Raw genomic sequence first — 24,039 nt, 5'->3', positions numbered from 1 at the left:
CGCTCTTTGCGGTAAAATTTTTATTTATTATTCCTTATTCCTCATCTTGTTCTTCTTCTTTTTCGATTGCATCTTTATAATCCGGATACAAGAATTTATTATAAGGAAATCTGGTTATGTGAATCTGACGAACTGCTTCATAAACTCTTTCTCTAAATTCCTCAAAATTTTCTTTATTCGTAGCCGAAATAAACAATGCATTATCTTCTCCCAAACGATGCATCCAGGTTGATTTCCATTCGTCAAGTGTATAATGTCTTGGCGTTTTCTCAGTCATTAAATCATCCTCATCGATTGTCAGGTGTTTGTAGGCATCAATTTTGTTAAAAACCATTATAACCGGTTTTTCATGTGCTTTTATATCCTGCAAAGTCTGATTTACAGATTCTATATGATCTTCAAAATCAGGATGCGAAATATCTACAATATGCAATAACAAATCTGCTTCACGAACCTCATCAAGCGTACTTTTAAAAGAATCTACCAATTGCGTTGGTAATTTTCTAATAAAACCTACTGTATCTGACAATAAGAATGGCAAGTTTTTAATCACCACTTTGCGAACCGTTGTATCAAGAGTTGCAAACAATTTATTTTCAACAAAGACATCACTTTTCCCAACCGCATTCATCAAAGTCGATTTCCCCACATTGGTATATCCAACAAGAGCAACACGAACCATCGCACCACGATTACTGCGCTGCACACCCATTTGTTTATCGATCGTTTTTATTTTGTCTTTTAAGAGAGCAATACGATCACGAACAATACGTCTGTCAGTTTCAATCTCGGTTTCTCCGGGTCCACGCATTCCAATTCCTCCTTTTTGGCGCTCAAGGTGAGTCCACATACCCGAAAGTCTAGGTAACAGATACTGACATTGCGCCAGCTCTACCTGCGTTCTTGCATACGAAGTTTCGGCCCTTTGAGCAAAAATATCCAGAATAAGATGGGTTCTGTCTAAGATTTTACAATCTATAATTTTAGAGATATTCTTTTGTTGTGATGGCGATAATTCATCATCAAAGATTAAAGTCGATATGTCGTTTTCTTTTACAAAAAGATTAATTTCTTCAATTTTCCCTGTTCCAACAAAAGTCTTGGGATTTGGGCGTTCCATTTTTTGCGAAAAGCGTTTAATAACTTCACCTCCTGCGGTAAATGTCAAAAACTCTAATTCATCAAGATATTCGTTAAGTTTTTCTTCACTTTGATTTTGGGTCACAATACCAACAATGGCAGTTTTCTCAAAATTTATAATTTCTTTTTCTAACATAGCTTTGAATAAGGTGCAAATTTAATGATTTGTAAGGTACTAACACTTATAGAATCTCGTTTTTAAGTTCTATTTGGGAAATTAGTGTTTCTTTAAAAAAAGAAACCATTTAGAAATTAAGTCGATTCTTAATTTCTAAATGGTTTAAAGTAAATAAAAAAGATTGTTTTTATTCGTAAATAAAAGTCTTTTCTGTTTTTACAATTCCGTTTTCTTCAATTTGAGAACAAGAAATTGGAAAGTTTAATTTATTGTATTTGAATTTTCTGCTTACGCCTACTAAAACAGTAGATGACGGACTAAAATTTACCTCGTTATTATAGGATATTGCTTCAAAACTAAACTCTTCTTCGTGATATGAAATCATGGGTACAATTACTTTATAATTATCACCAAACAAGCTCTGAACAATTAATTGATCTACAGATTTTTTATCATCAAAAGTATACGTTTTAGAGATTTTATCTCCCACAAGACCTTTATGTTTAGCAACATTATCATTGATATAAACATATTCAATTTTACCAATTATTGCTTTGTTTCTGTCTCTCGTAGTACGTCTTACAATTATACCGTTCTCTACAATATATTCTACATCATCAACAATGTTTTGGTGATTCGTACTTTTTTTGGTAATTACTTTTACTCTTGCTCCCTCGTAGCCAAAAGTTACTGTTTTGGTAATGTAGTCGTTACCTTCCTGATATTTTTTAACGAATTTTGTAATGTTATTATCTGCATCGTAAGAGTAGTTTACGACTTCTTTCCATTCGCTTCCAATCTTATCTTTTACAGTCTTATCCAGCAATCCTTTTGTATTGTAAAAAAAATGCTGAACAACGTCTGATGTTGTAATGGTTTCTATTTTTCCGTCTTTAAAAACAACTGTTTTATTTACAATTTCACCATCTTTCGAGTTTTGGTAATTTGTTTTTACAATGTTGATTTGTTTTAATCTAACAGGAGCATTTTGATCCTGACTGTGCAACAAGCATGGAAAAACCATCATCAAGATGGCGATAAAATAGGTTTTCATGTAGTATTTGTATTGATTTGGGATGACCAAAATACAAAATTCAATTAAATTTTAACAGTTTAAAACTTAAAAACAACACACAATTAAATTATCACTTAAAAATCAGCACTTTAATTTCATTTTTAAAAATTGAACGCCTTACTTTTCTCCAAAAATTTTAACATCATCAACCATAAAAGCTCCGTTTAATGTTTTGTCTTTACCGGATCCTATATATTTGAATGCAATATGAATATTTCCTGAGTAAGCAGATAAATCTATTCCGCCGGAACTTATAAATTGTCTTGTTGGCGTTGACAATGAAGGTAAATTTGCTTCTAGTTTTGTCCACTTTGCTTTAGTAATACTGGAACCATCAAAATTAGCTGAGATATAAACTTCTAAAGAATTTAGGGGTGAATCTACTTTAAGGTCATGTTGAGCACTTCTAAAAGATAACACAGCATTTTTATATCCTGACATATTGATCTTTGGCGTAACTAACCATGCAATATTTTCGGCAGCTGTTGTACTGGTGGTATTAAATTCTGCGTAACCATTTCCTGCATACAACATACTTTTCCATATTTTTGAAGCTTTTTCTACTATGTTGCTCCAACCTGGCAATGTGAAATTTACATTGTTTTTTACTGATTGAAAATCTTCCGAAAAAAAAGGAACGGTTCTTTTTCCGTTCATTACCAAATCTTTTTCTGACCTGATCATCAATTGGTAATCCGATCCAAATTTGGTCAAAATCCCTCTCACTTTTCCGCTTCCTTCCGGTACGATATGATCTGCAAAACTAGCGTAACTGCTTGTTCTGAAAATAATCTGATTACCGGTTTTATCTCGTAAATTCCAATTGGTTGAACCACCCACATTATTAGATTCTTCAAAATAATGACGACCAATTGCTTCTTCGGTAAATTGCACATCCGTTAACTCTACCAAAGTATTGAGTTTATCATCGTTTAGAGCTTCTTCAATAGAAATAGACTCAACCAATTGACTTTCATCAATTACTGTACACGAAGCATTAAGGACATTTTTATAATCATTTTGCGAAACTCTGCCAATAGTGGGATCGCCAGCATTACTTACATACAGACTTCCTATTCGCAATCCTCCAAAATATAAATCTGTAAACTGGTTTTTGACTTTTATATACACTTTATTTCCAATTCGAAAATCAATATAAGTGTTCGAAACATCTACAGGAATGCTAAATCCTATTGCAGGTACTTTATCTGTCGCTAATGTTTGAAAAGAAATCGCCTTAAAAAAATTGCCTCCTTCATCACTCGATACCACATAAGCTTCGATGATATCATTGTAATTGTATTGTTTTGGAACTGAACCCGAAAGATCCTTAACTTTTTGAACCGATTGATTTACTGCTAAATCAGGCTGTGTGCATTTTAGTTTTGGAATTTCAACTTCATTATTACAACCATAAAAAAAGAAGACTGACCACGCTAAAAAAGGAATTAAAAATCTATTTTTCATTTCGAATGTGTATTAAAATTTTATAAACTTATCGTGAGGTTTACGAAATAAGTTCTTCCGTATCCGTAAAAATATTTGGGTGCAAATGATGGCGTTCCGCTTGAAACATCCTGATTTAATGCTCTGAAATTCGCATTTCTTGCCTGCTCAAAACCTCCTGTTTTATAAGTCTTGTCAAGAACATTATTTATACTTGCAAAAAGCCCGACATATTTACCTGAAATACGCCAGGATTTACCGCCTGTAATATTTAGCAACGAAATAAGATCGAATTTCTCTTGTTTTAATAAAGCGGCTGCACGTTCTTCTGTAGCTTCAGGAAAAACTAAACCGCTGATTGGATTTTTATAAAAACGGGCTGTTCTGGCAATTGGCGAAACATCAATATAACTTTCGGTCAAATAATTGATGTTGGCTCCCAACCACCAATATTTAGGATCCCGATATTCTAACCCAAAAGAGTAAGCTTGTTGCGGCATACCGGGTTGTTTATAATTTTTGAGATATGATTCTCCAAAATCAAAAGTAGTTTGTGTATCACCTTTCGCAGCGTTGGCATCATTTGTAACCGAAACATTTGGATTACTATTGTAAGTGTAATTACCGTAAGCTACAGATAATGTACTTTTTAATGTAGATGAAATTTGATATTCGAAACTCAGCTCTGCTCCAATATTTTTCTTGTCGAGATGTGTCAAAGTCTGACTCACAAATGCATCTGTATTATTGTAACTGGCTCCTCTGTCAAAAATACCTTCAGCATAGAAAAAAGAAGTTTTTGTAGTGTTCTTGATCAAAGTATAATAAACCGTTGTTCTAATTTTAAGTTTTGGAGAACGGAAAACATAATTACCTTCGACACTACTGATATTTTCATTTTCGATTCCGTCTACAACTGAATTATTCAGGCGTGAATTGGCGAAAGTATTTCGAAGTGATGGCGCTCTTGTAAGATGCATTCCGTTAAAGAACAACCATTGTTTTCCCGAAATCTTATAAGTAAATCCACCTTTGAAACCAAAATTTTCAAAATGTACTTTTTCACTTTTACCTAAAGAAGTTGTTGGGTAAATTCCGTTTTGATACAAACCTTCTCTTTGATAATTGGAGATGGAAAATGATTGACCTAAATAAAAATCAATTTTTCTATAATTAAATTTAAACTGCGTAAAAGCATCGACTGTAGTCGCTAGAAGATTAAAATTATAACCATAAGCATCTCCTTTTTTCACCTGACGATTTGGATGCTGAAGATCTGATTGCGACTGATCTCCAACATAAAATGCATCGATATCTTCAAAATATTCGCCTCCCAGCAAATCTAAAAGATATTGAAATTGATGTGATTTTAAATTCCGAAAAGTTATTCCGCCATCAAAAGAGCTGTTTTCTGTAATTTGAATGTTTAAGTTTGAATTGGCAGCAAACGTTTTATCATCTGCTCTGTCTTCATACAAAACATAATGACTTTGAGAAGGCTGATAACCTATAATTTTTCCATTAGAATTTAATATTGGTTGCTGATTGGCCTGATACATTTCATCCCAATTGATTTGCGGATTCTCCAGAAACAATTTTTTATTGAGTTCCGCATTTTCATAATCCGGTGTAAACTCTCCTGAAAACTCTCCGATATCTTTTCCGTAAAGTGAGGCATAATAACTGGGTAATTTTCGATAATATGTAGGATCCGGACTATTTGCATTTTGATAATCAATCGTGCTGTTTCCTACTTTACCAAACTGATACATTATATTGGAATTCAGTTTTGCTTTTTCATTTATCTTGTAATAATGATTGAGCATCAATAAAGGTTCTTCGACTTTTTTTACCCTTGCATTTCGTTTTTCGCCATCCTGAAAACCCCAATACGAATTGTATTTTTCGTTGGTTAATTCGACAACTTCATTGGTATTGGCTGAGTTTTTTCCTCGGGAATTTGGCGTATAAAATCCCGTGAAGTTTAGCGAGTGTTTGTTACTTAATTTCTTTTCGACACTTATAAAAAACGATTCGGCATCGAAACTTGTTCCTTCAAAATAACCTTCATTACCAATACGTTTTCCTGCTGATATTACATACGCCCACCCAGAAGAATTCATTCCGGAAGCATAGGTCGCATTGGCACGCCAATTATAGGTTGTATTACTTCCTGAAAAAGTAAGCCTTGCTCCTTTTCTGTAAGTTGATGCGCGGGTCGAAATTTGCTGCGTGCCCAATATGCCTCCAAAAGTAAAATTTGAAGCTGCGGCTCCAACAGAAAATTCCTGATTTCTAAGTACGTCATTCAAACCTCCCCAATTACTCCATTGCGGTCTTCCGTCATAAATTTTATTCATGACCATGCCATTGAGCATCATAGTTCCGTTTTCGCTGTCCAGACCCCGAATTCTAAATCGGGCTTGTCCCCAATTGAAAGCGGAGGCCTGCATAAAAACATCTTTTGAAGACTGTAAAAGTCCTGATGTCATTTCTGACGAACTGTTATCATCTGATAATTCACTGTCTAATAAGGTGATTAACGTTGCAGGAACATCATCTGAAAAATTATCTTCTAATTGTAATATTCCAAGATTGACTGTTTGTTCCGGATTTGAGTTTATCTTTAAAAGTAAATCTTTATATCCCTGACTACGAAGCAATAATAGTTGTTCTCCTTTAATAGCAGAATGCAATTCGAATTTTCCGCTTGCATTGGTAAGTTGTGTGATCGAAGAATTCTGGATACTTACCACAACATTTTCAAGAGGACTTTGCGTTTTTGCATCAATTACTATTCCTTCGAAAGTAGTTTCTTGTTGTGCAAAAGCAACTCCAAAAGACAATAAAATAAAAAACAATATGTATTTCTTTCCCATGAAAACCCAATTTACTTTGATAAAAGTTTTCAGATTAAACAGTCTTGATTTTCAAAACTTTTTAATTCTGCATCAAAAGATAAAATTGGTCTTTGGAAAAGACTTTCGATAAATACGAAACTTAATTTTCAACCTCAAATATAAGCAAAAATCGATGTAAAAGAAATTTCTTACAAATTTTTATTTTATAAATAAGATTGCTTTTTAAAAATCAGTAATTAATTTGGGCATTTGCTAGTTTTATTATAGCCACAGATTATAATGATTGAAATGATTTTTTCTCATTTAATGTTATTTTCGACGAAGGAGGCCTGAGCGATAGCCAACGAGCAAATCAAACTAGAAATTCTGTAGAGAATATCGTCAATATTTGGTGTATTACTATACGGAGTTTCTTGTGGAGATCCCTCGTTCCTCGGGAGGACAAACTAGAGGAAAAAACTCTTATGAAAATGATTGTCCTAGCCCCGATAGAAGTGGAAATCCTTTTGTGGCGGTGTTCGCCACAAAAGATTGGAACGTATAGCGGGATTAGCTCCTGAAAAAAAATTATGCTTCGGTAGTTCTAATTTTCGAAACCATAAAGGCGATCAGAACACCAAAGATTCCGATAAAGGCAAAGGAAAACTGAAGTCCGAAAGCTTCCGCAATATGTCCAATAACCGGAGGTCCCATCAAAAAACCTAAAAAACTTACACTCGAAACAATGGTTAAAGCTTCTCCGGGAGGAACGGTAGGGTTTTTTCCTGCCATACTATAAACGGTAGGCACAATGGTCGCAACTCCTAAACCAACAAGCATAAAAGCAATGGTACAAGGAATAATATAAGGAAGAAAAACAGCAGTAAAAAGCCCCACAGAAATCATGACGCCACTAATTTGCATCACCCGTTCACGACCAAATTTGTTGATGAGTCCATCGCCTAAAAATCGTCCGCTGGCCATCATGATCATGAATGATGTATAACCTAAAATTACTAAAGGTCCGGGAGCTTGTACAATATCTTTAAAGTAAACTCCGCTCCAGTCGAACATTACACCTTCGCTGGCCATACTGCAAAAACCAATTACACCAAGCCAAAGCAAAGAGCTGTCGGGTTTTACAAATAGCTTTTTCTTTTCGGATGTTTTGTTTTTTATTTTTTCTTTGGCTTTGACCAAAAATTTAAAATTGAAAGCAACCATTAAAAGTACAATTGCGCCCACAACCAGAAAATGATGAAATGGTGTGAGTTTTAAAGTCAGCATTCCTAAACCTACCAAAGCTCCTGTAAATCCGGCAAAACTCCACATTCCGTGAAAAGAGGACATGATTGTTTTTTTGAAAAGTACTTCGGTATAAACTCCTTGAGTATTTACGGCGATGTTGGCTAGATTTCCAAAAACTCCAAACAGAAATAATCCTAGTGATAATTGCAGTGCTGATGTTGCTAATCCTAAATTAGCCAAACACAAAACATACATTATTAAAGAGAAAACAAGGATACGATGACTCCCAAATTTGGTTACCATTTTACCTGAAAAAGGCATGATGATCAATTGTCCCATTGGCAAAGCAAAAAGAATCGACCCCAAATCTCCTTCCGTTAAATGTAAAGCGGTTTTTATGTCTGGAATTCTGCTCGCCCAGGTTGCAAAACTTAATCCCATTCCAAAATAAAACATTCCCACGGCAAAACGAATTCGGTTTAAATAAGAGGCTTTTGCTTCTCTATAAACTTTCTTGATTTTTCCTTTTGTTTGGAATAGCGATAATGGATTGAAACTGATCAAAGTGATTTATTTTTGGATTCTAGTATAAAAGTACTAAAAAGCTACTTTATAGACTATAAAACCCTACTAGTTCCTAAATTTATAACGTTATATGTTTATAAATTTGTTTTAAGGGACTAAGGTTCTGAGAAACTAAGGTGCTAAGGTTTTCTATTTGTACGCATAAAAAAGACGCACTGCCGTGCGTCTATGATATAGTTTAAAAGATATAATTAGAATAAATCTGTGTTAATCCGTTTAGATCCGTAAAACCCGTGGGCAATTTTACGTTACAAATTAATTACCTTTTGTTGCGCATTACTTGCAATTGCAGCTTCTATAATTTGCATCACTTTTACACCATCTTCTGCTGTAACGGGTTCTATTTTATTATTTGCAATGGATTCATAAACGCCATCAAAAAACGAAAAATAATTTCCCTGAAGTGTTGGGATTTTTTCTCTTATTTCTTTTCCGTCAATTTCGGTATGCAATAATCCTTGTAAGTTTTCTGATTCTGTTCCCCAGGATTCTAAATTTGGTTTTTTACCTAGTTTTAATTCATCTTCCTGAACATCTCCACGAGGTTTTAGGAAAGATCCTTTTTTTCCGTGAATGGTATAAGCAGGATTGGCTTCGCGAACAAAAAAACTGGCTTTTAATCGTACTCTGAAATCTTCATAAATCAACAATAAATCGATCCAGTCATCGACCAAAGAGTTTTCTCTTGTAAAACGAATATCTCCAAAAACGGACTTTGGTGAACCAAACAAACAAACGGCCTGATCGATTAAATGCGGACCTAAATCTTTCAGGATTCCGGCTCCGTCATTTACAGTTTCTTTATGTGCTTTTGCACTCAATAAAGGATTGTATCTGTCAAAATGAAATTCGGCTTCGACCAAATCTCCTAAAGTTCCTTCTTTGATTATTTTTTGAACGGTTTTAAAATCACTATCCCATCTTCTGTTTTGGAAAACAGCCAATTTCAAACCCTTTTCTTTGGCTATTGCAGCTAATTCTTCGGCTTCGGCCACGGTTGTTGTAAATGCTTTTTCGACAACGGCGTGTTTTCCTGCCAATAAAACTTTTTTGGCATATTCGAAATGTGTTCCAACCGGTGTATTTACAATTACCAAATCGACATCATCTGCCAATAAATCATCAATTGTTGGATAACTTTTTACGCTTGGATAATCTTCCTGAATGAGTTTTTTGCTTCTTTCCCAAGATCCTAAAAGTTCAAATCCGGGGTGAATGTCTAAAAACGGAGCATGAAAAACTTTCCCCGACATTCCGTATGATAATAGTGCTGTTTTTATTTTTTGCATTTTGTATGTTTTTACAATTAAGGTTAAACATTTTATTTTTTTCTAACCATTAAGAGATTAAGATTATTAAGCATTCGAACTTAATTTTTCTTAATCTCTTAATGGTTCAAATCAAAAAAACTTATGTTTTAAATTTTATTTAATCTTAGCGCGTTCGTATTGTTTTGGCCATTGAATATCGTCGTGTAATTCTTTGGCGAAATCTAATGGCAAGTTAGGATTTCTAAGGGATTCTCTGGCGAATAAAACCAAATCAGCCTGAGCTTTTTCTAAAATTGCTTCGGCTTGTTTGGCTTCGGTTATTAAACCTACTGCGCCTGTTGGAATATTTGCTTCTTTCCTAATTTGTTCTGCGAAAGCAACCTGATAACCTGGTTTTAATTCAATTTTTTGGTGTGAAACCAATCCGCCTGATGAAACATCAATTAAATCTACTCCTTTTTCTTTTAAGATTTTAGAAAGTTGTACAGATTCTTCGGGATTCCATCCGCCTTCTGCCCAATCTGTCGCTGAAATTCGTACGAATAAAGGTAAATCCGAAGGCCATTCTGATTGTACTGCTGCTACAATTTCTAAAGTAAAACGGATTCTGTTTTCAAAACTTCCGCCGTATTCATCGGTTCTTACATTCGTTAAAGGAGATAAAAACTGATGTAATAAATAACCGTGTGCTCCGTGAATTTCTGCAACCTGATAACCGGCCTGAACCGCTCTTTTGGTCGCTGCTTTAAAATCTGAAACTACTTTCTGGATTCCGTTTTGGTCTAAAGCTTCCGGAAGAAATGGTTCATCATCATGATACGGAATGTTACTCGCAGAAACCGTTTGCCATCCGCCTTGAGCGAAATCTAATTTTTTATTCCCTTCCCAGGGAGCTGAAACACTTGCTTTTCGTCCTGCATGTGCCAATTGAATTCCGGGAATAGCATTTTGAGAAACTATAAATGCGTTGATTGTTTTGAGTTTTTCGATGTGTTCGTCTTTCCAGATTCCTAAATCAGATGGAGAAATTCTGGCTTCGGGAGAAACTGCTGTTGCTTCCTGAATGATTAAAGCTGCTCCACCACTGGCACGACTGCCTAAGTGAACCAAATGCCAATCGTTTGCAAATCCGTCAACGGAAGAATATTGACACATGGGCGAAATAACGATTCTATTTTTTAAAGTGATTTTTTTTATAGTAAGTGGAGAAAATAATAATGAAGCCATGTTGTAACTTTTTTATGGTTTTACAATATCAATTGAGGATGATAAAGTTTAAAAAGTAAAGTTACGGCTTCTTGATAAAAAGAGAAATCTAAATGTTTATTAATTAACAAACATTTAAACCCAATATTTACTTAAAGGTAAGTTCCCAAAACATAGCTTAATAAATAACAATGAGGTTTAAGTGGCAACATCATTATTATTTATTAAGCTATGATTTGGTTTTAATATTTTCTAATTGGCCAAAGCCTGCCCAAAAATAATTCCTTTTTCAAATACCTGTATCAGGAAAAAGATTAAAATTACCGAGCCAAAAATTATTGGATAGTAATTCTCGCTTTTAGTTTCCATACTTTGAAATTGCCTGTATTAATGTTTAAATCTTAATTATAAATATAGTAAAGTGTTGCACCACAAAACTTTCCTAGAAAATAGATAAAAAACATGCTAGCTATCATAAAACTAAACATAAGCATGATCCTGGTTTCCTTTGTGTCTTTAAAAATTTGATTTTTCATGTTTTCTTTTTATTATTAGTATTAAGTTAGAATATTACTTTTACAAGCTTTTATTGAAAGAAAAATAATGTACAATATAATACTTTAATATTTCAGACAAAATAAATTATATGATTTTTCTTAATTATAGGTTTGCGGACAAATTTAAAGCAGACTTTGTTTACTCCACAAATTATAATATTCTCCTTTTTGTTCCAGTAAGCTATTATGACTCCCAGACTCAGCAATTGCTCCACTTTTCATCACTAATATTTTATCAGCATTTGCAATTGTACTTAATCGATGTGCAATAATTATTATAGTTTTTCCCTGAGCTTTAAAATTATCTATTACATCTTTTACAACTTTTTCTGAATTAGTATCTAATGATGCTGTTGCCTCATCCATTAATAAAATCTCCGGATTTTTATATAATGCTCTGGCTATTGCAATTCTTTGTTTTTGCCCACCAGAAAGCATTGCTCCATTTTCGCCAATTTGCGTTTCAAAACCATTGGGCAATTTTTCTACAAATTCTGTTATTCCTAATTGCTTTGACAGATCCAAGACTCTATGGATATCAGGGAATGAATCTCCTAAGGCAATATTCTCTATTATATTTCCGGAAAATAAATTAAGTTGTTGCGGAATCACTCCAACAATCTTCCTTAAACTTTGGTAATGAATAAATTGAGTATCAAATTCACCTATATAAATTTTTCCTTCTTTTATTGGGTATAAATTTTGAAGAAGTGAAATTAAAGTGGTTTTTCCACTACCACTTTCACCTACTATTGCAGTTGTCTCATTTTTTTTGAATATGGCATTAAATTTTTTAAAAATTTCTAATCGTGATCCATATCGAAAAGAAACATTTTCGAATTTTATATCGCCTGCATTCTCTCTTTTTAACTCAACTTTATTCTCTGTTTCCTCTCTTTCCAAATCCATTATTTCAAAAAGCCTATCAGCAGCAATTAATGCATTTTGAGCCGTTTTATTCATTCCGATTAAAGAAGCAACGGGCGATGTAAAATAACCGATTAAAGCATAAAAAGAAAATAATTCTCCTGGAGTGATAGATCTGTCAATCACATAACCGGAACCAATCCACATTAAAACAACCGTAAATCCTGAAGCTAAAAGTTGCGTAGATGTACCAGCAAAAATTCCATTCAGGCCTGATTTATAAGTTGTAAATAAAAGTTTTACAAATTTATTTTCTGTTTTTAAATTAGAAAACTCTTCAATTCCAAATTCTTTTACTGTCCTTACATGTGTAATACTTTCTACTAATTGAGTTTGTAATTCCGCAGCATTTTCCATAATATTTCGCTCGACTTTCTTGTTGAATTTGTTTAAAACAAAATATATCAAGGTATAAAATGGAATCGCAAGTAGAATAACCAAAGCCAGTTTCCAATAATAAGTAAACATTAAAGCAAATGAAAAAATTACAATAAAAATGTTGACAATCATTTCTATAGCAACTTCATTTATAAACGAACGAATTTTTACTGCATCGTTTATTCTGGAAGTTATTTCACCAATTTGCATAGTGTCAAAAAAACGTTGTGGTAAGTGCAATAGATGTTTATAATAACCCAAAATTAATTTCGCGTCAATTAATTGCCCCGTTTTCATAACAAATATGCTTTTTTTAGAGCCTATATAAGCTTGAAGTGCTATAATAGCAATCATCGAAATACTCAATAAATTAAGTAGGTTTTTATTGCCATCGACCAAAACATAATCTGTGATTTTTTGAATATAAATAGACATTGACAATCCCAAAACAGTAAAAACTATGGCACCAATTAATGCCTGAAGTAAAATGATTTTATGTGGTTGAATTAAATTCCAAAATCTCTTTATTGGCGAAGTTTTTTCGTTTAGTGTTTTAAAATCATCATTGGGTGCAAAAAGAATTAGCACACCAGACCATATTTTTTGGAATTCTTCAACAGTATAAACTTCCATTTTACCAAAACCCGGATCCATAACCGTAATTTTAGATTTCTCAACTTTGTAAATTACAACATAATGATGTAATTGTGCTTTTGTGATAATGTGGGCAATTGCAGGAAGCGGAATTTTATCTAAAGAATCCAGACCTCCTTTTACACCTTTTGCTGTAAAGCCCATTTTTTCTGCTCCCTCAATAATACCCAGTACATTTGTACCACGTTTATCAGTGTTGACATACTGTCTAATTCTGGCTATAGGCAAATTAACTTTGAAATGGTTTCCAATAGATGCCAAACAAGCAGCACCACAATCTTGAATATCATGTTGTTTTATTTTTATTGAAGCCATTTTAATTACTCTTTGCTATTTGTTTTGGGTTTAACCAATCATCTATTTTATCAAATAACAGATCAAACAAACTTCTGCGGGTTAATATGTATCTGGTTGTTAAGGTCATTCCTTTAGAAACATTGGCCTGATAACCTGATTTCAGTTTCAGTGTTGTAGAATCAAGAGCGCAACGAACTTTAAAAAAAGCCTGCTCTCCCTGAATTGTTATATTTTTATCGATATCAATTACTTTTCCTTCTAAAAAACCCCATTGGTTATAATTAAAAGCATCCAATTGAAATTTTACTTTTTGATTTTTCTTAATTAAGCCAATATCATTTGTAGCAACATTATTTTCTACAATAAGATGATCAGCCGAAGAAATCGTTGCGATAGATTGTGATGCATTAATGAAAGAACCTTTCTGAATACCTGAAAAATTCTCTATAGTTCCAGAAATAGGAGCCAAAATAATATAATTGTTCGATTCAATATTTATTTTAGAAACCGATCCGTTCAAATTTTTCAAACGTTCTTCTAAATCTCTTTTCTGATTTTCCCAAGTCAATTTCTGCTGACTTATATAACTTTGCAATGCTTGTTTATTGAAATGCAATTCATATTCGATTTTTTCGAAATCAGCTTTTGCAATAATATCCTTATCATACAAGATTCTATTACGGTCATGATTTATTTGTGCCTGTGAAATTTTGCTTTGCAATTCACTTTTTCCCGATTGAAATTTGAATAAATCTTCTCGTGCTGCAGATGTGAGCAAATGATTCGTTTTATTTTGTAGAAGGTTTGAAAGATCATTTAATAATTCAGAGACAGAACCAGATAGTGTATTTTGTATCTCTTTATCACTTTCCAGGTTTTCTTTTGAGATTTTTACAAGCGTATCTCCTTTTTCTACAATATTATTATTATTATTTAAGGAAACCCATTTCACACGCCCGCTTACAATTGCCGTAACAGGTACATTGTCCGTTTTACTGCGAATAATACCACGACTCTGACTACTAATATCTACTTTGATTATAGGCAAAAGTCCTAAGAAAATTATAAGTGCTAAAACAATTACAAAATAAATGGATAAACTTTTGGTTTTATTTTTTGATATAAGATTCTCCAGATTATTTATAGGATCTGAACTAAAATTCATACTGCTTAATTTGAGATACTTATTTATAATATATAAATCTTATAGACCGGAATTATTATTTTTGTTTTTCTCAGCTAATGAGTGAAATAAAACAATGCCTTACCAAAAAATAGAATATACAAACAGAAAATAAAATAACATAAACCAGAGTTAGAAACTTTTTCCCTTTTGTTCCTAAGAAAATTGTGTGAAATAAATTATTTTTCATTTTAAATATATTTAATTATTGCCCTCTATAATTTTATCCTTTTTAGTCTATAATAATAAAGCCAACTTTACTTTTATGATCCAGAAGTTTGTGATTCAAACCAGTTTTAAATATTAAATGAGAATAAATAAAATCACCAACCGCTCCCAAAGTCATAGAAAAGCCAATGAAAAAACAAAACAAATCACCAAATAACATCCCATATAAGGAAGGTAATAAACCCAATATAAAAAAAGGCGCCAGAGACACAACCAACATTTGCTTTGATGTTAATGGCTCGAGACAATTTGCAAACGGCATTAACTGTTTTTTTATAAACCCAAATCGTACCGACTTCCAACCGTTTTTAGAAAAAAGACCCATAAAGATGCCATGAATAAGCTCATGAATTATAATCCCTATTACAAGAATTAAATTTGGTGCTAATAAAATCAAGATTGTATTGGCTTTTTTGTTATCAAATATTAATAGCGATTCTTTTATTTCTTTCAAGTTTTGCTTAAAAACTTCATCCCATCTTAAAAATATAATAGAAATAAATATTAAAATAATTGGAACACTAAGCAGTATTCCAATTATATGCACTTTTTTAGATTCAATATAAATCTCCCTCATTATTTATAATTTTAAAATCTCAAAAAATAAGTATTACCTTTTTAGAGCATATTTGAATTTATCAAAATTCTTAGGCAATTCATTTGTTACTCTTAATTTATTAGAAGTGACATTGGGTTTAATTTTTATAACTTTTGTTTTTTCATCAATTTCGACTTCATCCATACTCCTCATATTAACCACGTCTAAGTGCTGTACTTTAAATTTATAGGTGTCCTTTTTAAGATCAATTATAACATATTCACTTGCTTTTAGTTGACCTAATGGCTTATCATTAATCCAGATGTTTATTCTGGAAGTATTATCTATTTTATGCAAAATATCAGCCCCATTGTAAATTAAAACCTTGCCATTTCCTAAGTTGTCTAATTCAACTTTTTCAAACCCATTTTTAATAAAAGTATATTCAGAAGGAATTGACTTTAAGCCACATGAGAATACAAGAAAAAGGATAAAACAAAGTACTGATTGTTTAAATAATTTGATAAAATACTGTTTCATTATATTGATTTTTGATTTTATAATTTGTTCTTATACTTTTCAACGTAATACTGTAAAATATACTAAGATTTTATAGAGCCTTGATTCCTCAAGGCCCTATATTTAATTAAAAAAATGTAGCTCCGGTAAACACATCTCCTCTATAATAAGCAGTGTCATTAGAGCCATTACCTCCAGGACCATTTACTTTTTTTCCATTATTATTAGAAATTAAACCAACGCCAATTATTAATGCGCCAAGTGCAATAAAAGTAAAAAGTTCTCCCCCTGTTACTTCTTGTACTTCTTGAGCATTAAGCTCTACTAAATTCAAATTTTCTAAATTAATAATTTTAAAGTTTAAAATATTAATTAATAATTTCAACAAAACCATTTTCTCGAGAACGTTTTCGTTATAGCAAACTTATCAGAGTTCCGTCTAATAAAATTGGACGGAAGTATAAATCATCTTTTTTTTTGATAATTATTTTAAGAACAGTTCCTCTTCGATCATAGAATATTCAAATTTTTCAAACTCCTGTATTTTAGTGTTTTTTACTAAGAATATACTATCACAATCTTTATAAAGAGTTTCCAGAATATGAGAACAAATAAAGACAATACTTTTTTTTGATAATTGTCTGATATAATTCATCAGTACATAATTAGACTCTAAATCAAGTCCATTAAAAGGTTCGTCAAAAATATAGATATCATATTCTTTCTGAAAAACAGCATTCATATAAGCTTTCTTTTTCATTCCTGTCGAAAAAGTTTTGATGAGTTTATCCTGAGGAACATCAAACATCTGAAAATCACTATTCTCAATATTTAATAATTCCTGGTAAAAAACGGCAAATTCTTTTGCCGTCAATTCATCATAAATTACGGGTTCAGTAGGACACCATGCTATTTTGCCATGAAAAGAATTTTCTGTTTCATGAGCAATAGAACCAATAAAAGAAGTTAAGCCCATTATGCACCTAAATAATGTAGTTTTTCCTTCTCCATTTTTCCCTACAACCCCATAGATACCGCTTTTAGGTATAGAAATCGAAATGTTTTCTAAAACCGTTTTGTTCTTATAGGATTTATTTTTTATGTCAATTTGAAACATCCTGAATCGCTTTAATAGTTTTAACTGATTTTAGATACAAAAATGGAATAGCAACAACAGATATTCCCAGCGGAAGCATACCCAAAAAAACGGCAAGCATAATTTGATGTAAAAATTGATTGTTGAAATAGGAATATTTGAATATGATATTGAGTATTGGAATAGCAAAAATTAAAGGTATAAAACAGAGAAATTCCCATTTTTGAAATACCATCAGTGCAATAATTAAGGGGACAGTTGTTATTAGGGAATTTGTGATTGCCGTTTTGAATTGCTTATTAAGATAACCCTTCCCTGAATAATAACTCATCTTTATGTTTTCGTAAGCTTCTCTTTGAAAAGAAGGTAATGCACTCAAAAATGAAGCAACAAAAAATGCAGCTATAATAAGATTTTCGTTATTGTATAAATCTCCAACAACCACAAGAAAAATAGTTATAGGAAGAAACAAAATTAATTTGTTTTTGCGCCAACAAATATTCCAAAAAGGATCAAATAGTTTAAACGGATATTTGATTGTTTTTCCGTAAAATTCCGGAACAGCAATAATGTAAGCCGCTATTAAAAAAAGATATATTATAATAAATAAATATTCTTTATTCATAAAAAACAAAACCAAATAAGGAAAACTATAAACAAAATATTCTCCATATAATACTAACTTCCATTTCTTATTTAGTTTTAATAGTTCAATATCTTTCCTGTTAACATGATAAAAAAAAATATCTAAGGAAAAGAGAAGTGAATAATTTCTTAAGACATTAAATTTTTCATTCAAACAGAAAAAAAATAGTAAATAACCGCAAAGAAATAATATCAAAGTCAATTTGTCCATGGGAGGAAGAAATTTTCTTAGACGAATTAACACCAAAGTTTGAATTAGTTGTATCATATTTTATTATAAAAGGAGCGAGTTACTTATATAGTAAATTCGCTCCTTAAAGTTTTCAATAAATTAATACGCATTATGCGTTCCCCATAATAAAGAAACTGCAATTATTAATGGAATAATTCCACCCTCAATTTCCTGTGTTTCCTGAACATTAAGCTCTACCAAATTTAAATCTTCTAAATTAATTAATTCTAATTCCATAATTTTAAATATTAAAGGTTAATAAATTTCAACAAAATCATTTTCTCGAGAACGTTTTCGTTATAGCAAACTTATCAGAGTTCCGTCTAATAAAATTGGACGGAAGTAGGATCCTCCAAAAATTTCTTTAGATTCATCATCTTTAATAGTTTTTAAAGAGAAATTTAATATTAGCTCAAAAGAACTTTCATAATAAAAGCTTTCTCTTTTTTTACAATATTTTACAGGAGCATCAAGTTCCTTTATCATTTCTAATTCATTATAAAGCTGGCTTCTGCTTAAACTTAACTTTTTAGCAAAAACAAGAGGAGTACCTGTTTTTTCAGAACTAATTAATATATGCATCCTTTTAATTCTTTCGATTTGTTTAATAAAATTCATGGCGTATAATTTAAAGATTAGCGAATAAAACAATTGATTGATAATTCTAAAATATTTTTGTTAACTCTTTAAGAATAATTCAGATTTACAATAAGAATGAAATTAAAACGGAAACACTAAATAAGTGTCTGCTATAAGTTTTTTAAATATCACAATAAGACAAATTGTAACATTAATTAAGAATGAGTTACTAATATATAGAGAAGCGAAATGAAGTTTTCTTTATTTATAAAGTATGAAGCAATTATTAACAAGAATTTAAAACCTTAAGTGTTATCTTGCGTCTTAAATTAAATCAGAAAACGTTACTTTTGTGCGTTAAATTACGAACTAAAAATACAAAATGGATATAGTTATCAAACTCTCTCAATTTCTATTGAGTTTATCTTTACTTATTATTCTTCACGAATTAGGGCATTTTATCCCTGCAAAATTATTTAAAACAAGAGTCGAAAAATTTTACTTATTTTTTGATGTTAAATATTCCCTGTTAAAAAAGAAAATTGGCGAAACCGAATACGGAATTGGTTGGTTACCACTTGGAGGTTATGTAAAAATCTCCGGAATGATCGATGAAAGTATGGACAAGGATCAAATGGCTTTGCCACCGCAACCGTGGGAATTTCGTTCTAAGCCAGCCTGGCAACGTTTGATTATTATGTTGGGTGGAGTTACTGTAAACTTTATTCTGGCATTCATTATATATATAGGAATGGCGTTTGCTTATGGCGAGACGTATGTAGCAAATGCTGATTTGAAAGATGGTGTTTTGATCGAAAACCCAGCAATGCTTAAAGCTGGTTTTAAAACTGGTGATAAACTTATTTCTATAGATGGAAAAAAAGTTGAAAATTTCGACAAAGAGTTAAACATGAATGTTATAATGGCGAAGGAAGTCCTGATCGAAAGAAACGGGCAACAACAAACCATAAAAATGCCAACTGATTTTGTTGATCAGTTATCAAAACAGGAAAAAGGACTTCTTGTAAGCATGAGAACTCCGTTTGCAATTGCTGCTGTTACTCCTGAATCTGGAAACACAGCTTTAAAACCAAAAGATTTAATTATTAGTCTTAACGGACAAGATGCAAGATATTTTGATCAGGTTAAAACGATTTTAGAAAATAATAAAGGAAAAACAATTCCTGCTGTTGTTTTGCGTGATCTAAAGCAAGTACCTGTTACAGTTAAAGTTTCTGAAGCTGGTGTATTAGGTGTTAGTGTTGGCGGTTTAAATATCGAATCTCTAGCAAAATTAGGCTACTATAAAGTAAGTACTAAAAACTATAGTTTCTTTGAATCAATTCCGGTTGGGTTAACAAAAGGGAAAGATCAATTAGTTGGATACGGAAAACAGCTTAAAATGATTTTTAATCCTGAAACAAAAGCTTACAAACAAGTAGGTGGTTTTGCAGCGATTTTTAACATTTTCCCTAGTACCTGGAGTTGGGAAGCATTTTGGACAATCACTGCTTTATTGTCGATTATGCTTGGAGTTATGAATTTATTGCCAATTCCGGCTCTTGATGGTGGTCATGTGATGTTTTTATTATACGAAATAATTAGCGGCCGAAAACCAAGTGACAAATTCCTTGAAAATGCCCAAATCGTTGGTTTCGTTCTACTTATAACATTACTTTTGTTCGCTAACGGAAATGATATTTATAAGGCAATTGTTAAGTAGTAAAATATTTTAAAAAAAGTGCGAAAATGTTTTTGAGAAACTAAAAAATCCTCTATATTTGCACTCGCTAAAAAGAACAACAACTTCCTCCTTAGCTCAGTTGGTTAGAGCATCTGACTGTTAATCAGAGGGTCCTTGGTTCGAGCCCAAGAGGGGGAGCAACTTTTTTTAGCAAACATATTTACCTTTAAGGTGATTCCTTCTTAGCTCAGTTGGTTAGAGCATCTGACTGTTAATCAGAGGGTCCTTGGTTCGAGCCCAAGAGAGGGAGCTTAAAAAAAAGACTATCATTCGATAGTCTTTTTTTTTGTTACAATAGTAAAGCTTAATTCCTCACCAATTTACTGTGCTTCACTACATTATTGCCTGTATTTTTACTTTCAAATAAAAGCATTGCTTCATTTGCTTTACCCATTTGATTGATTCCTTTTAGGGATTCTGCGTAACGATAATAATACATAGCATCTAAATCTGTTTTCATAATAAACAGCTCTTCGTAGTATTTAGCCGCCGTGGCCAAATCACCATCAAAATAAGCCCTGTCTGCGACTTTTGTAAGCATCTCTACAGATTTATAGCCTTTATCTAAAACTTTAGCATAGGTGTCGACTACATCAATGGTTACATATTTTGAATCTTCGGCTGGAGCGATTACCTCGACTTTGATGGGCTCAATATTTGTGACACCATTATCAACAACGGCTTTTGACTGTAATGCTATGTCACCTCTTTTTACTCTGGGTTTTCTATATATTGGAGTTACAACCCTGGTGTTATTTGGCCCCAGATCATTTGTATAAACCATGTCTAATTTTGAAACTTCGTATTTGGTAATCCTTTTCCCAAAAGTCATATTAATGGTTTCCTCTACATAATAGCCTACAATTACCAGATTTTCTTTAGAGGAATTATCAGAACGCACGGTTGCATTCTCAATTGCTGTAATCGTGGGAGCATTATCTTTGCTTTGCCCAAAACAGCTAAAAGAAAAATTAAACACAATTGCTACAAAAAGTACCTCATAAATTTTCATGATAGCTTGGCGTTATTAGTCAAATAAATATAAAATACTGATATAAAGATAGTTATTATTTTATTTCGTTGTATTATAAAAACTACAAACAAGCATAAAAAAACGTTTAAAAGTAATTTTTAAGATTGATCCTAAAAATTTTGAATAAAAAAAAGCAGCGTTACTTTTCAGTAACGCTGCTTTTATATATCCTTTTGACTGGTGATTAGACCCCTAACTTCTTAGCAATATCCGTTGGAATTCCTCCTTTGTTTAGTAACAAAGCAGTTGTTTTATATTTCACAAAGTTTTTAGTTACAAACAAGTATCCTTTGTAGTCGTTTGTTGCTCCCCATGAATTTTTTACGATGTAATATTCTTTTCCGGTTTGATCTTTTGCAATACCAATAATGTGCATTCCGTGATCATCTGTTGTAGTGTAGTTATCAAACGCAGCCTGACGCATTTCTGGCGTGATTTCAGGTTCAGCTTTTGGTCCGTTGAACATGTCTGCTTTTTCTTCGGCAGTCATATCATCAAATTTCTTTGTTGGTACATAAGCTACACCGTTTTTCCAACTAAAGCTTTTCTCGCTTACATCTGTTGCCCAAGCTACTGTATATCCTTTTTTCAAAGCATTGTCGATAACATCAGTCATGTCATTTACTTTTACGTTGTAAACCTGATCAAATGACCAGTTGTCCGGTACCATCATGGTTGTTTTTTCGTAATACGGAGAGGTTGTAAACGATGAAATTTCTACATACTCATCAGGATTAATTCCTACTACTTCTTTAGCAAACGTTTGTGGTGTGTAATTTTTCCCTTTGTAGGCGAAGTTTTCCGGTACAGTTCCTAAATAAGAATCGATAACTGCAGCGTAGGCTTTTTTCCAGTTTGGCGTTAATTCTCCATTCGGGTTTTTAACTACAGCTGTCAAAACACCTTCGATCATTGCTGCCATTTCACCAAATTTATTTTTATCTGTTCCGTAGTTTAATCCTGTGTAAACTTCTCTTGGTACAGTTCCGTATTTTTTATACATATTAATTACATCGTGCAATGCTCCACCATCACCTAAAGTAACAGCTCCGTGCATACGTACATAATTAACTCCTTTTTCTACATAAACGTTTCTTGCAGAGTAAATCTGAGACAATTCTACCGGTTGTTTTCCTAAACGAATCATTTCTGACTCTAAGAAAGAGTTCGTAGAATAACTCCAACATGTTCCTGATGAACCCTGAAGTTTTACAGAAGTAGTTCCTAAATTGATTACGTCAGTGAATTTAAAGTTTTCTTTACTTTTTTCGCTTGCATTCAGTTTTAGTGAATTCACTAAAATGTCTTGTGCAAAACAGCCGGTTGCTCCAACAAAAAAAACCGAAGCAGCAAGTACTGATTTGAATGAAAATGTATTCATAATTTATATTTAATGATTTGATAAATTAGTTGCTATAATTTACAATTTGTTACAAAACAATTAAATTTTAGTTAATAAAACTAACCTTGCACCGTTAATATTTACAAAATATTTTTATTAAGCTATAAAAACTTACAAAATATGCAAAACCGTAACTTAAAGAGAATCAAAAACAAATGATTTTTAATTTTAGCAAATATGTAGTAATTTGGTTGCTGTAAATGCCACTCATAATCCTGGAAAATGTTCGAACTCGAAAAAGAAAAATATTTGGGTAATACCAAAAATATCTTCAACAACAAGCAAGGCATTGCGGTTGTCGAAACAGAGTATCAGCAAAAGGTTTACGAAGGATGGCATTCGCATAATAATGCGCACATTACACTTTTCCTGAAAGGCGGGACGGCCGAAAAACGAAAAAACTCCAGTACGGTTGTGGGCCCGGGCTCTTTATTATTTTACCACAGCGACGAATTACATCTTAATCAGGATACTCTTTTCCCTTCTAAAAACATCAATATCGAAATAGAAGAAAACCTATTGAAAGAACTTCAAATCTCTGAAGCTATTATCGAAAAATCTACCCGAAATACTACGCTTACTAAATTTTTGATTCTCAAGATTTTTAAAGAATCGATGGTGGCTGATCCTTTTTCCGCCGATACGATCAATATGTTATTTGCACAATTATCGAATGCTAACACGCATTTGGAAAAATATGAAAAAAGTCCGTTTTGGGTAAAGAGTTTAAACGAATTACTGAATGATTGCTGGAACGAAAATCCAAACCTGCTGGATTTGGCTCAGGTTTTAAACTTAAATCCTATCACGATATCCAAGCATTTTCCTAAATATTTTGGCTGTACTTTAGGTGAATATATGCGCCGCATAAAAATAGACCGTTCGCTTTCGCTGATAGAGTCTAACCAAACTAATTTGACCGAAATTGGTTTTCAATGCGGATTTGCAGATCAAAGTCATTTTATAAGAACTTTCAAAAATCAAACGGGATTTTTACCCAAACAATTTCAAAAATTATAAGAGAGGCAAATTTCATTCTATTTTTTGGTTTTGATGTCGCATACCTTTGCTTCATCATAAATCATAAAACACAATCAG

20 protein-coding genes and 2 tRNA genes are annotated in these 24,039 nt (G+C 32.3%); 4 read left to right on the top strand and 18 right to left on the bottom strand.

Going from position 1 to position 24,039, the window contains the following annotated elements:
* Nucleotides 1–34 precede the first annotated feature (34 nt).
* The 16 genes from hflX to LNP81_RS06415 all read right to left on the bottom strand — a co-directional run bounded on the left by hflX (nucleotide 35) and on the right by LNP81_RS06415 (nucleotide 18,801).
* A complete protein-coding gene (hflX, locus tag LNP81_RS06490; RefSeq protein ID WP_230034365.1) occupies nucleotides 35–1,276 on the bottom strand; it encodes a GTPase HflX in 1,242 nt (413 codons plus the stop codon).
* A 169-nt stretch (nucleotides 1,277–1,445) separates the two neighbouring features.
* Nucleotides 1,446–2,312 carry a hypothetical protein gene (locus LNP81_RS06485; protein WP_230034363.1) on the bottom strand — a complete coding sequence of 289 codons (867 nt, stop codon included), beginning with the start codon at nucleotides 2,310–2,312 and terminating at the stop codon, nucleotides 1,446–1,448.
* A 138-nt stretch (nucleotides 2,313–2,450) separates the two neighbouring features.
* Nucleotides 2,451–3,800: a DUF5689 domain-containing protein gene (locus LNP81_RS06480; protein ID WP_230034361.1), complete on the bottom strand. Its 1,350-nt coding sequence runs from the start codon at nucleotides 3,798–3,800 to the stop codon at nucleotides 2,451–2,453.
* Nucleotides 3,801–3,820: 20 nt separating this feature from the next.
* Entirely contained in the window at nucleotides 3,821–6,658 is a 2,838-nt protein-coding gene (locus LNP81_RS06475; protein WP_230034359.1) for a carboxypeptidase-like regulatory domain-containing protein, read from the bottom strand.
* A 549-nt stretch (nucleotides 6,659–7,207) separates the two neighbouring features.
* Nucleotides 7,208–8,431, bottom strand: coding sequence for an MFS transporter (locus tag LNP81_RS06470; protein WP_230034357.1), 1,224 nt, complete (start codon nucleotides 8,429–8,431; stop codon nucleotides 7,208–7,210).
* 269 nt (nucleotides 8,432–8,700) lie between these two features.
* A complete protein-coding gene (locus LNP81_RS06465; RefSeq protein ID WP_230034355.1) occupies nucleotides 8,701–9,741 on the bottom strand; it encodes a Gfo/Idh/MocA family oxidoreductase in 1,041 nt (346 codons plus the stop codon).
* 135 nt (nucleotides 9,742–9,876) lie between these two features.
* The gene (locus tag LNP81_RS06460; protein ID WP_230034353.1) at nucleotides 9,877–10,950 is read right to left on the bottom strand and encodes an NADH:flavin oxidoreductase/NADH oxidase; all 1,074 of its coding nucleotides are present in this window, start codon (nucleotides 10,948–10,950) and stop codon (nucleotides 9,877–9,879) included.
* A gap of 659 nt (nucleotides 10,951–11,609) precedes the next feature.
* Nucleotides 11,610–13,760 (bottom strand): peptidase domain-containing ABC transporter, encoded by a 2,151-nt coding sequence (locus LNP81_RS06455; protein ID WP_230034351.1) that lies wholly within the window; start codon nucleotides 13,758–13,760, stop codon nucleotides 11,610–11,612.
* Nucleotide 13,761: 1 nt separating this feature from the next.
* Nucleotides 13,762–14,907: an HlyD family secretion protein gene (locus LNP81_RS06450; protein ID WP_230034349.1), complete on the bottom strand. Its 1,146-nt coding sequence runs from the start codon at nucleotides 14,905–14,907 to the stop codon at nucleotides 13,762–13,764.
* 250 nt (nucleotides 14,908–15,157) lie between these two features.
* Entirely contained in the window at nucleotides 15,158–15,730 is a 573-nt protein-coding gene (locus tag LNP81_RS06445; protein ID WP_230034346.1) for a DUF3267 domain-containing protein, read from the bottom strand.
* A 33-nt stretch (nucleotides 15,731–15,763) separates the two neighbouring features.
* Entirely contained in the window at nucleotides 15,764–16,231 is a 468-nt protein-coding gene (locus LNP81_RS06440; protein WP_230034344.1) for a hypothetical protein, read from the bottom strand.
* Nucleotides 16,232–16,337: 106 nt separating this feature from the next.
* Nucleotides 16,338–16,595, bottom strand: coding sequence for a hypothetical protein (locus LNP81_RS06435; RefSeq protein WP_230034343.1), 258 nt, complete (start codon nucleotides 16,593–16,595; stop codon nucleotides 16,338–16,340).
* Between the two features lie 99 nt (nucleotides 16,596–16,694).
* Entirely contained in the window at nucleotides 16,695–17,327 is a 633-nt protein-coding gene (locus tag LNP81_RS06430; RefSeq protein WP_230034340.1) for an ATP-binding cassette domain-containing protein, read from the bottom strand.
* Entirely contained in the window at nucleotides 17,314–18,105 is a 792-nt protein-coding gene (locus tag LNP81_RS06425) for a hypothetical protein (RefSeq protein WP_230034338.1), read from the bottom strand. Before LNP81_RS06425 ends, LNP81_RS06430 begins: the two co-directional genes overlap by 14 nt.
* 177 nt (nucleotides 18,106–18,282) lie before the next feature.
* Entirely contained in the window at nucleotides 18,283–18,420 is a 138-nt protein-coding gene (locus LNP81_RS06420; RefSeq protein WP_230034337.1) for a class IIb bacteriocin, lactobin A/cerein 7B family, read from the bottom strand.
* 60 nt (nucleotides 18,421–18,480) lie between these two features.
* The gene (locus LNP81_RS06415) at nucleotides 18,481–18,801 is read right to left on the bottom strand and encodes a hypothetical protein (RefSeq protein ID WP_230034334.1); all 321 of its coding nucleotides are present in this window, start codon (nucleotides 18,799–18,801) and stop codon (nucleotides 18,481–18,483) included.
* A 343-nt stretch (nucleotides 18,802–19,144) separates the two neighbouring features.
* On the opposite strand from LNP81_RS06415, the gene rseP reads away from it, so the two are divergent.
* The 3 genes from rseP (at nucleotide 19,145) to LNP81_RS06400 (ending at nucleotide 20,756) form a co-directional block, all read left to right on the top strand.
* Entirely contained in the window at nucleotides 19,145–20,485 is a 1,341-nt protein-coding gene (gene rseP / locus LNP81_RS06410; RefSeq protein WP_230034332.1) for an RIP metalloprotease RseP, read from the top strand.
* 85 nt (nucleotides 20,486–20,570) lie between these two features.
* A tRNA-Asn gene (locus tag LNP81_RS06405) sits at nucleotides 20,571–20,644 on the top strand.
* A gap of 38 nt (nucleotides 20,645–20,682) precedes the next feature.
* Nucleotides 20,683–20,756: transfer RNA gene (locus tag LNP81_RS06400), tRNA-Asn, on the top strand.
* Between the two features lie 54 nt (nucleotides 20,757–20,810).
* Here the strand turns inward: LNP81_RS06400 and LNP81_RS06395 are convergent.
* Nucleotides 20,811–21,518 (bottom strand): hypothetical protein, encoded by a 708-nt coding sequence (locus tag LNP81_RS06395; protein WP_230034330.1) that lies wholly within the window; start codon nucleotides 21,516–21,518, stop codon nucleotides 20,811–20,813.
* A 205-nt stretch (nucleotides 21,519–21,723) separates the two neighbouring features.
* Nucleotides 21,724–22,920: a C1 family peptidase gene (locus LNP81_RS06390; RefSeq protein ID WP_230034328.1), complete on the bottom strand. Its 1,197-nt coding sequence runs from the start codon at nucleotides 22,918–22,920 to the stop codon at nucleotides 21,724–21,726.
* Nucleotides 22,921–23,163: 243 nt separating this feature from the next.
* Here LNP81_RS06390 and LNP81_RS06385 point away from each other — a divergent pair, with 243 nt between their 5' ends.
* Nucleotides 23,164–23,961, top strand: a complete 798-nt coding sequence (locus tag LNP81_RS06385) for an AraC family transcriptional regulator (RefSeq protein ID WP_230034326.1) — start codon at nucleotides 23,164–23,166, stop codon at nucleotides 23,959–23,961.
* Nucleotides 23,962–24,039 lie beyond the last annotated feature (78 nt).

This window comes from Flavobacterium piscisymbiosum (genome assembly GCF_020905295.1).
GTDB classification, from domain to species: Bacteria; Bacteroidota; Bacteroidia; order Flavobacteriales; family Flavobacteriaceae; genus Flavobacterium; species Flavobacterium piscisymbiosum.
This window is presented reverse-complemented; position numbering and strand designations above follow the sequence as displayed.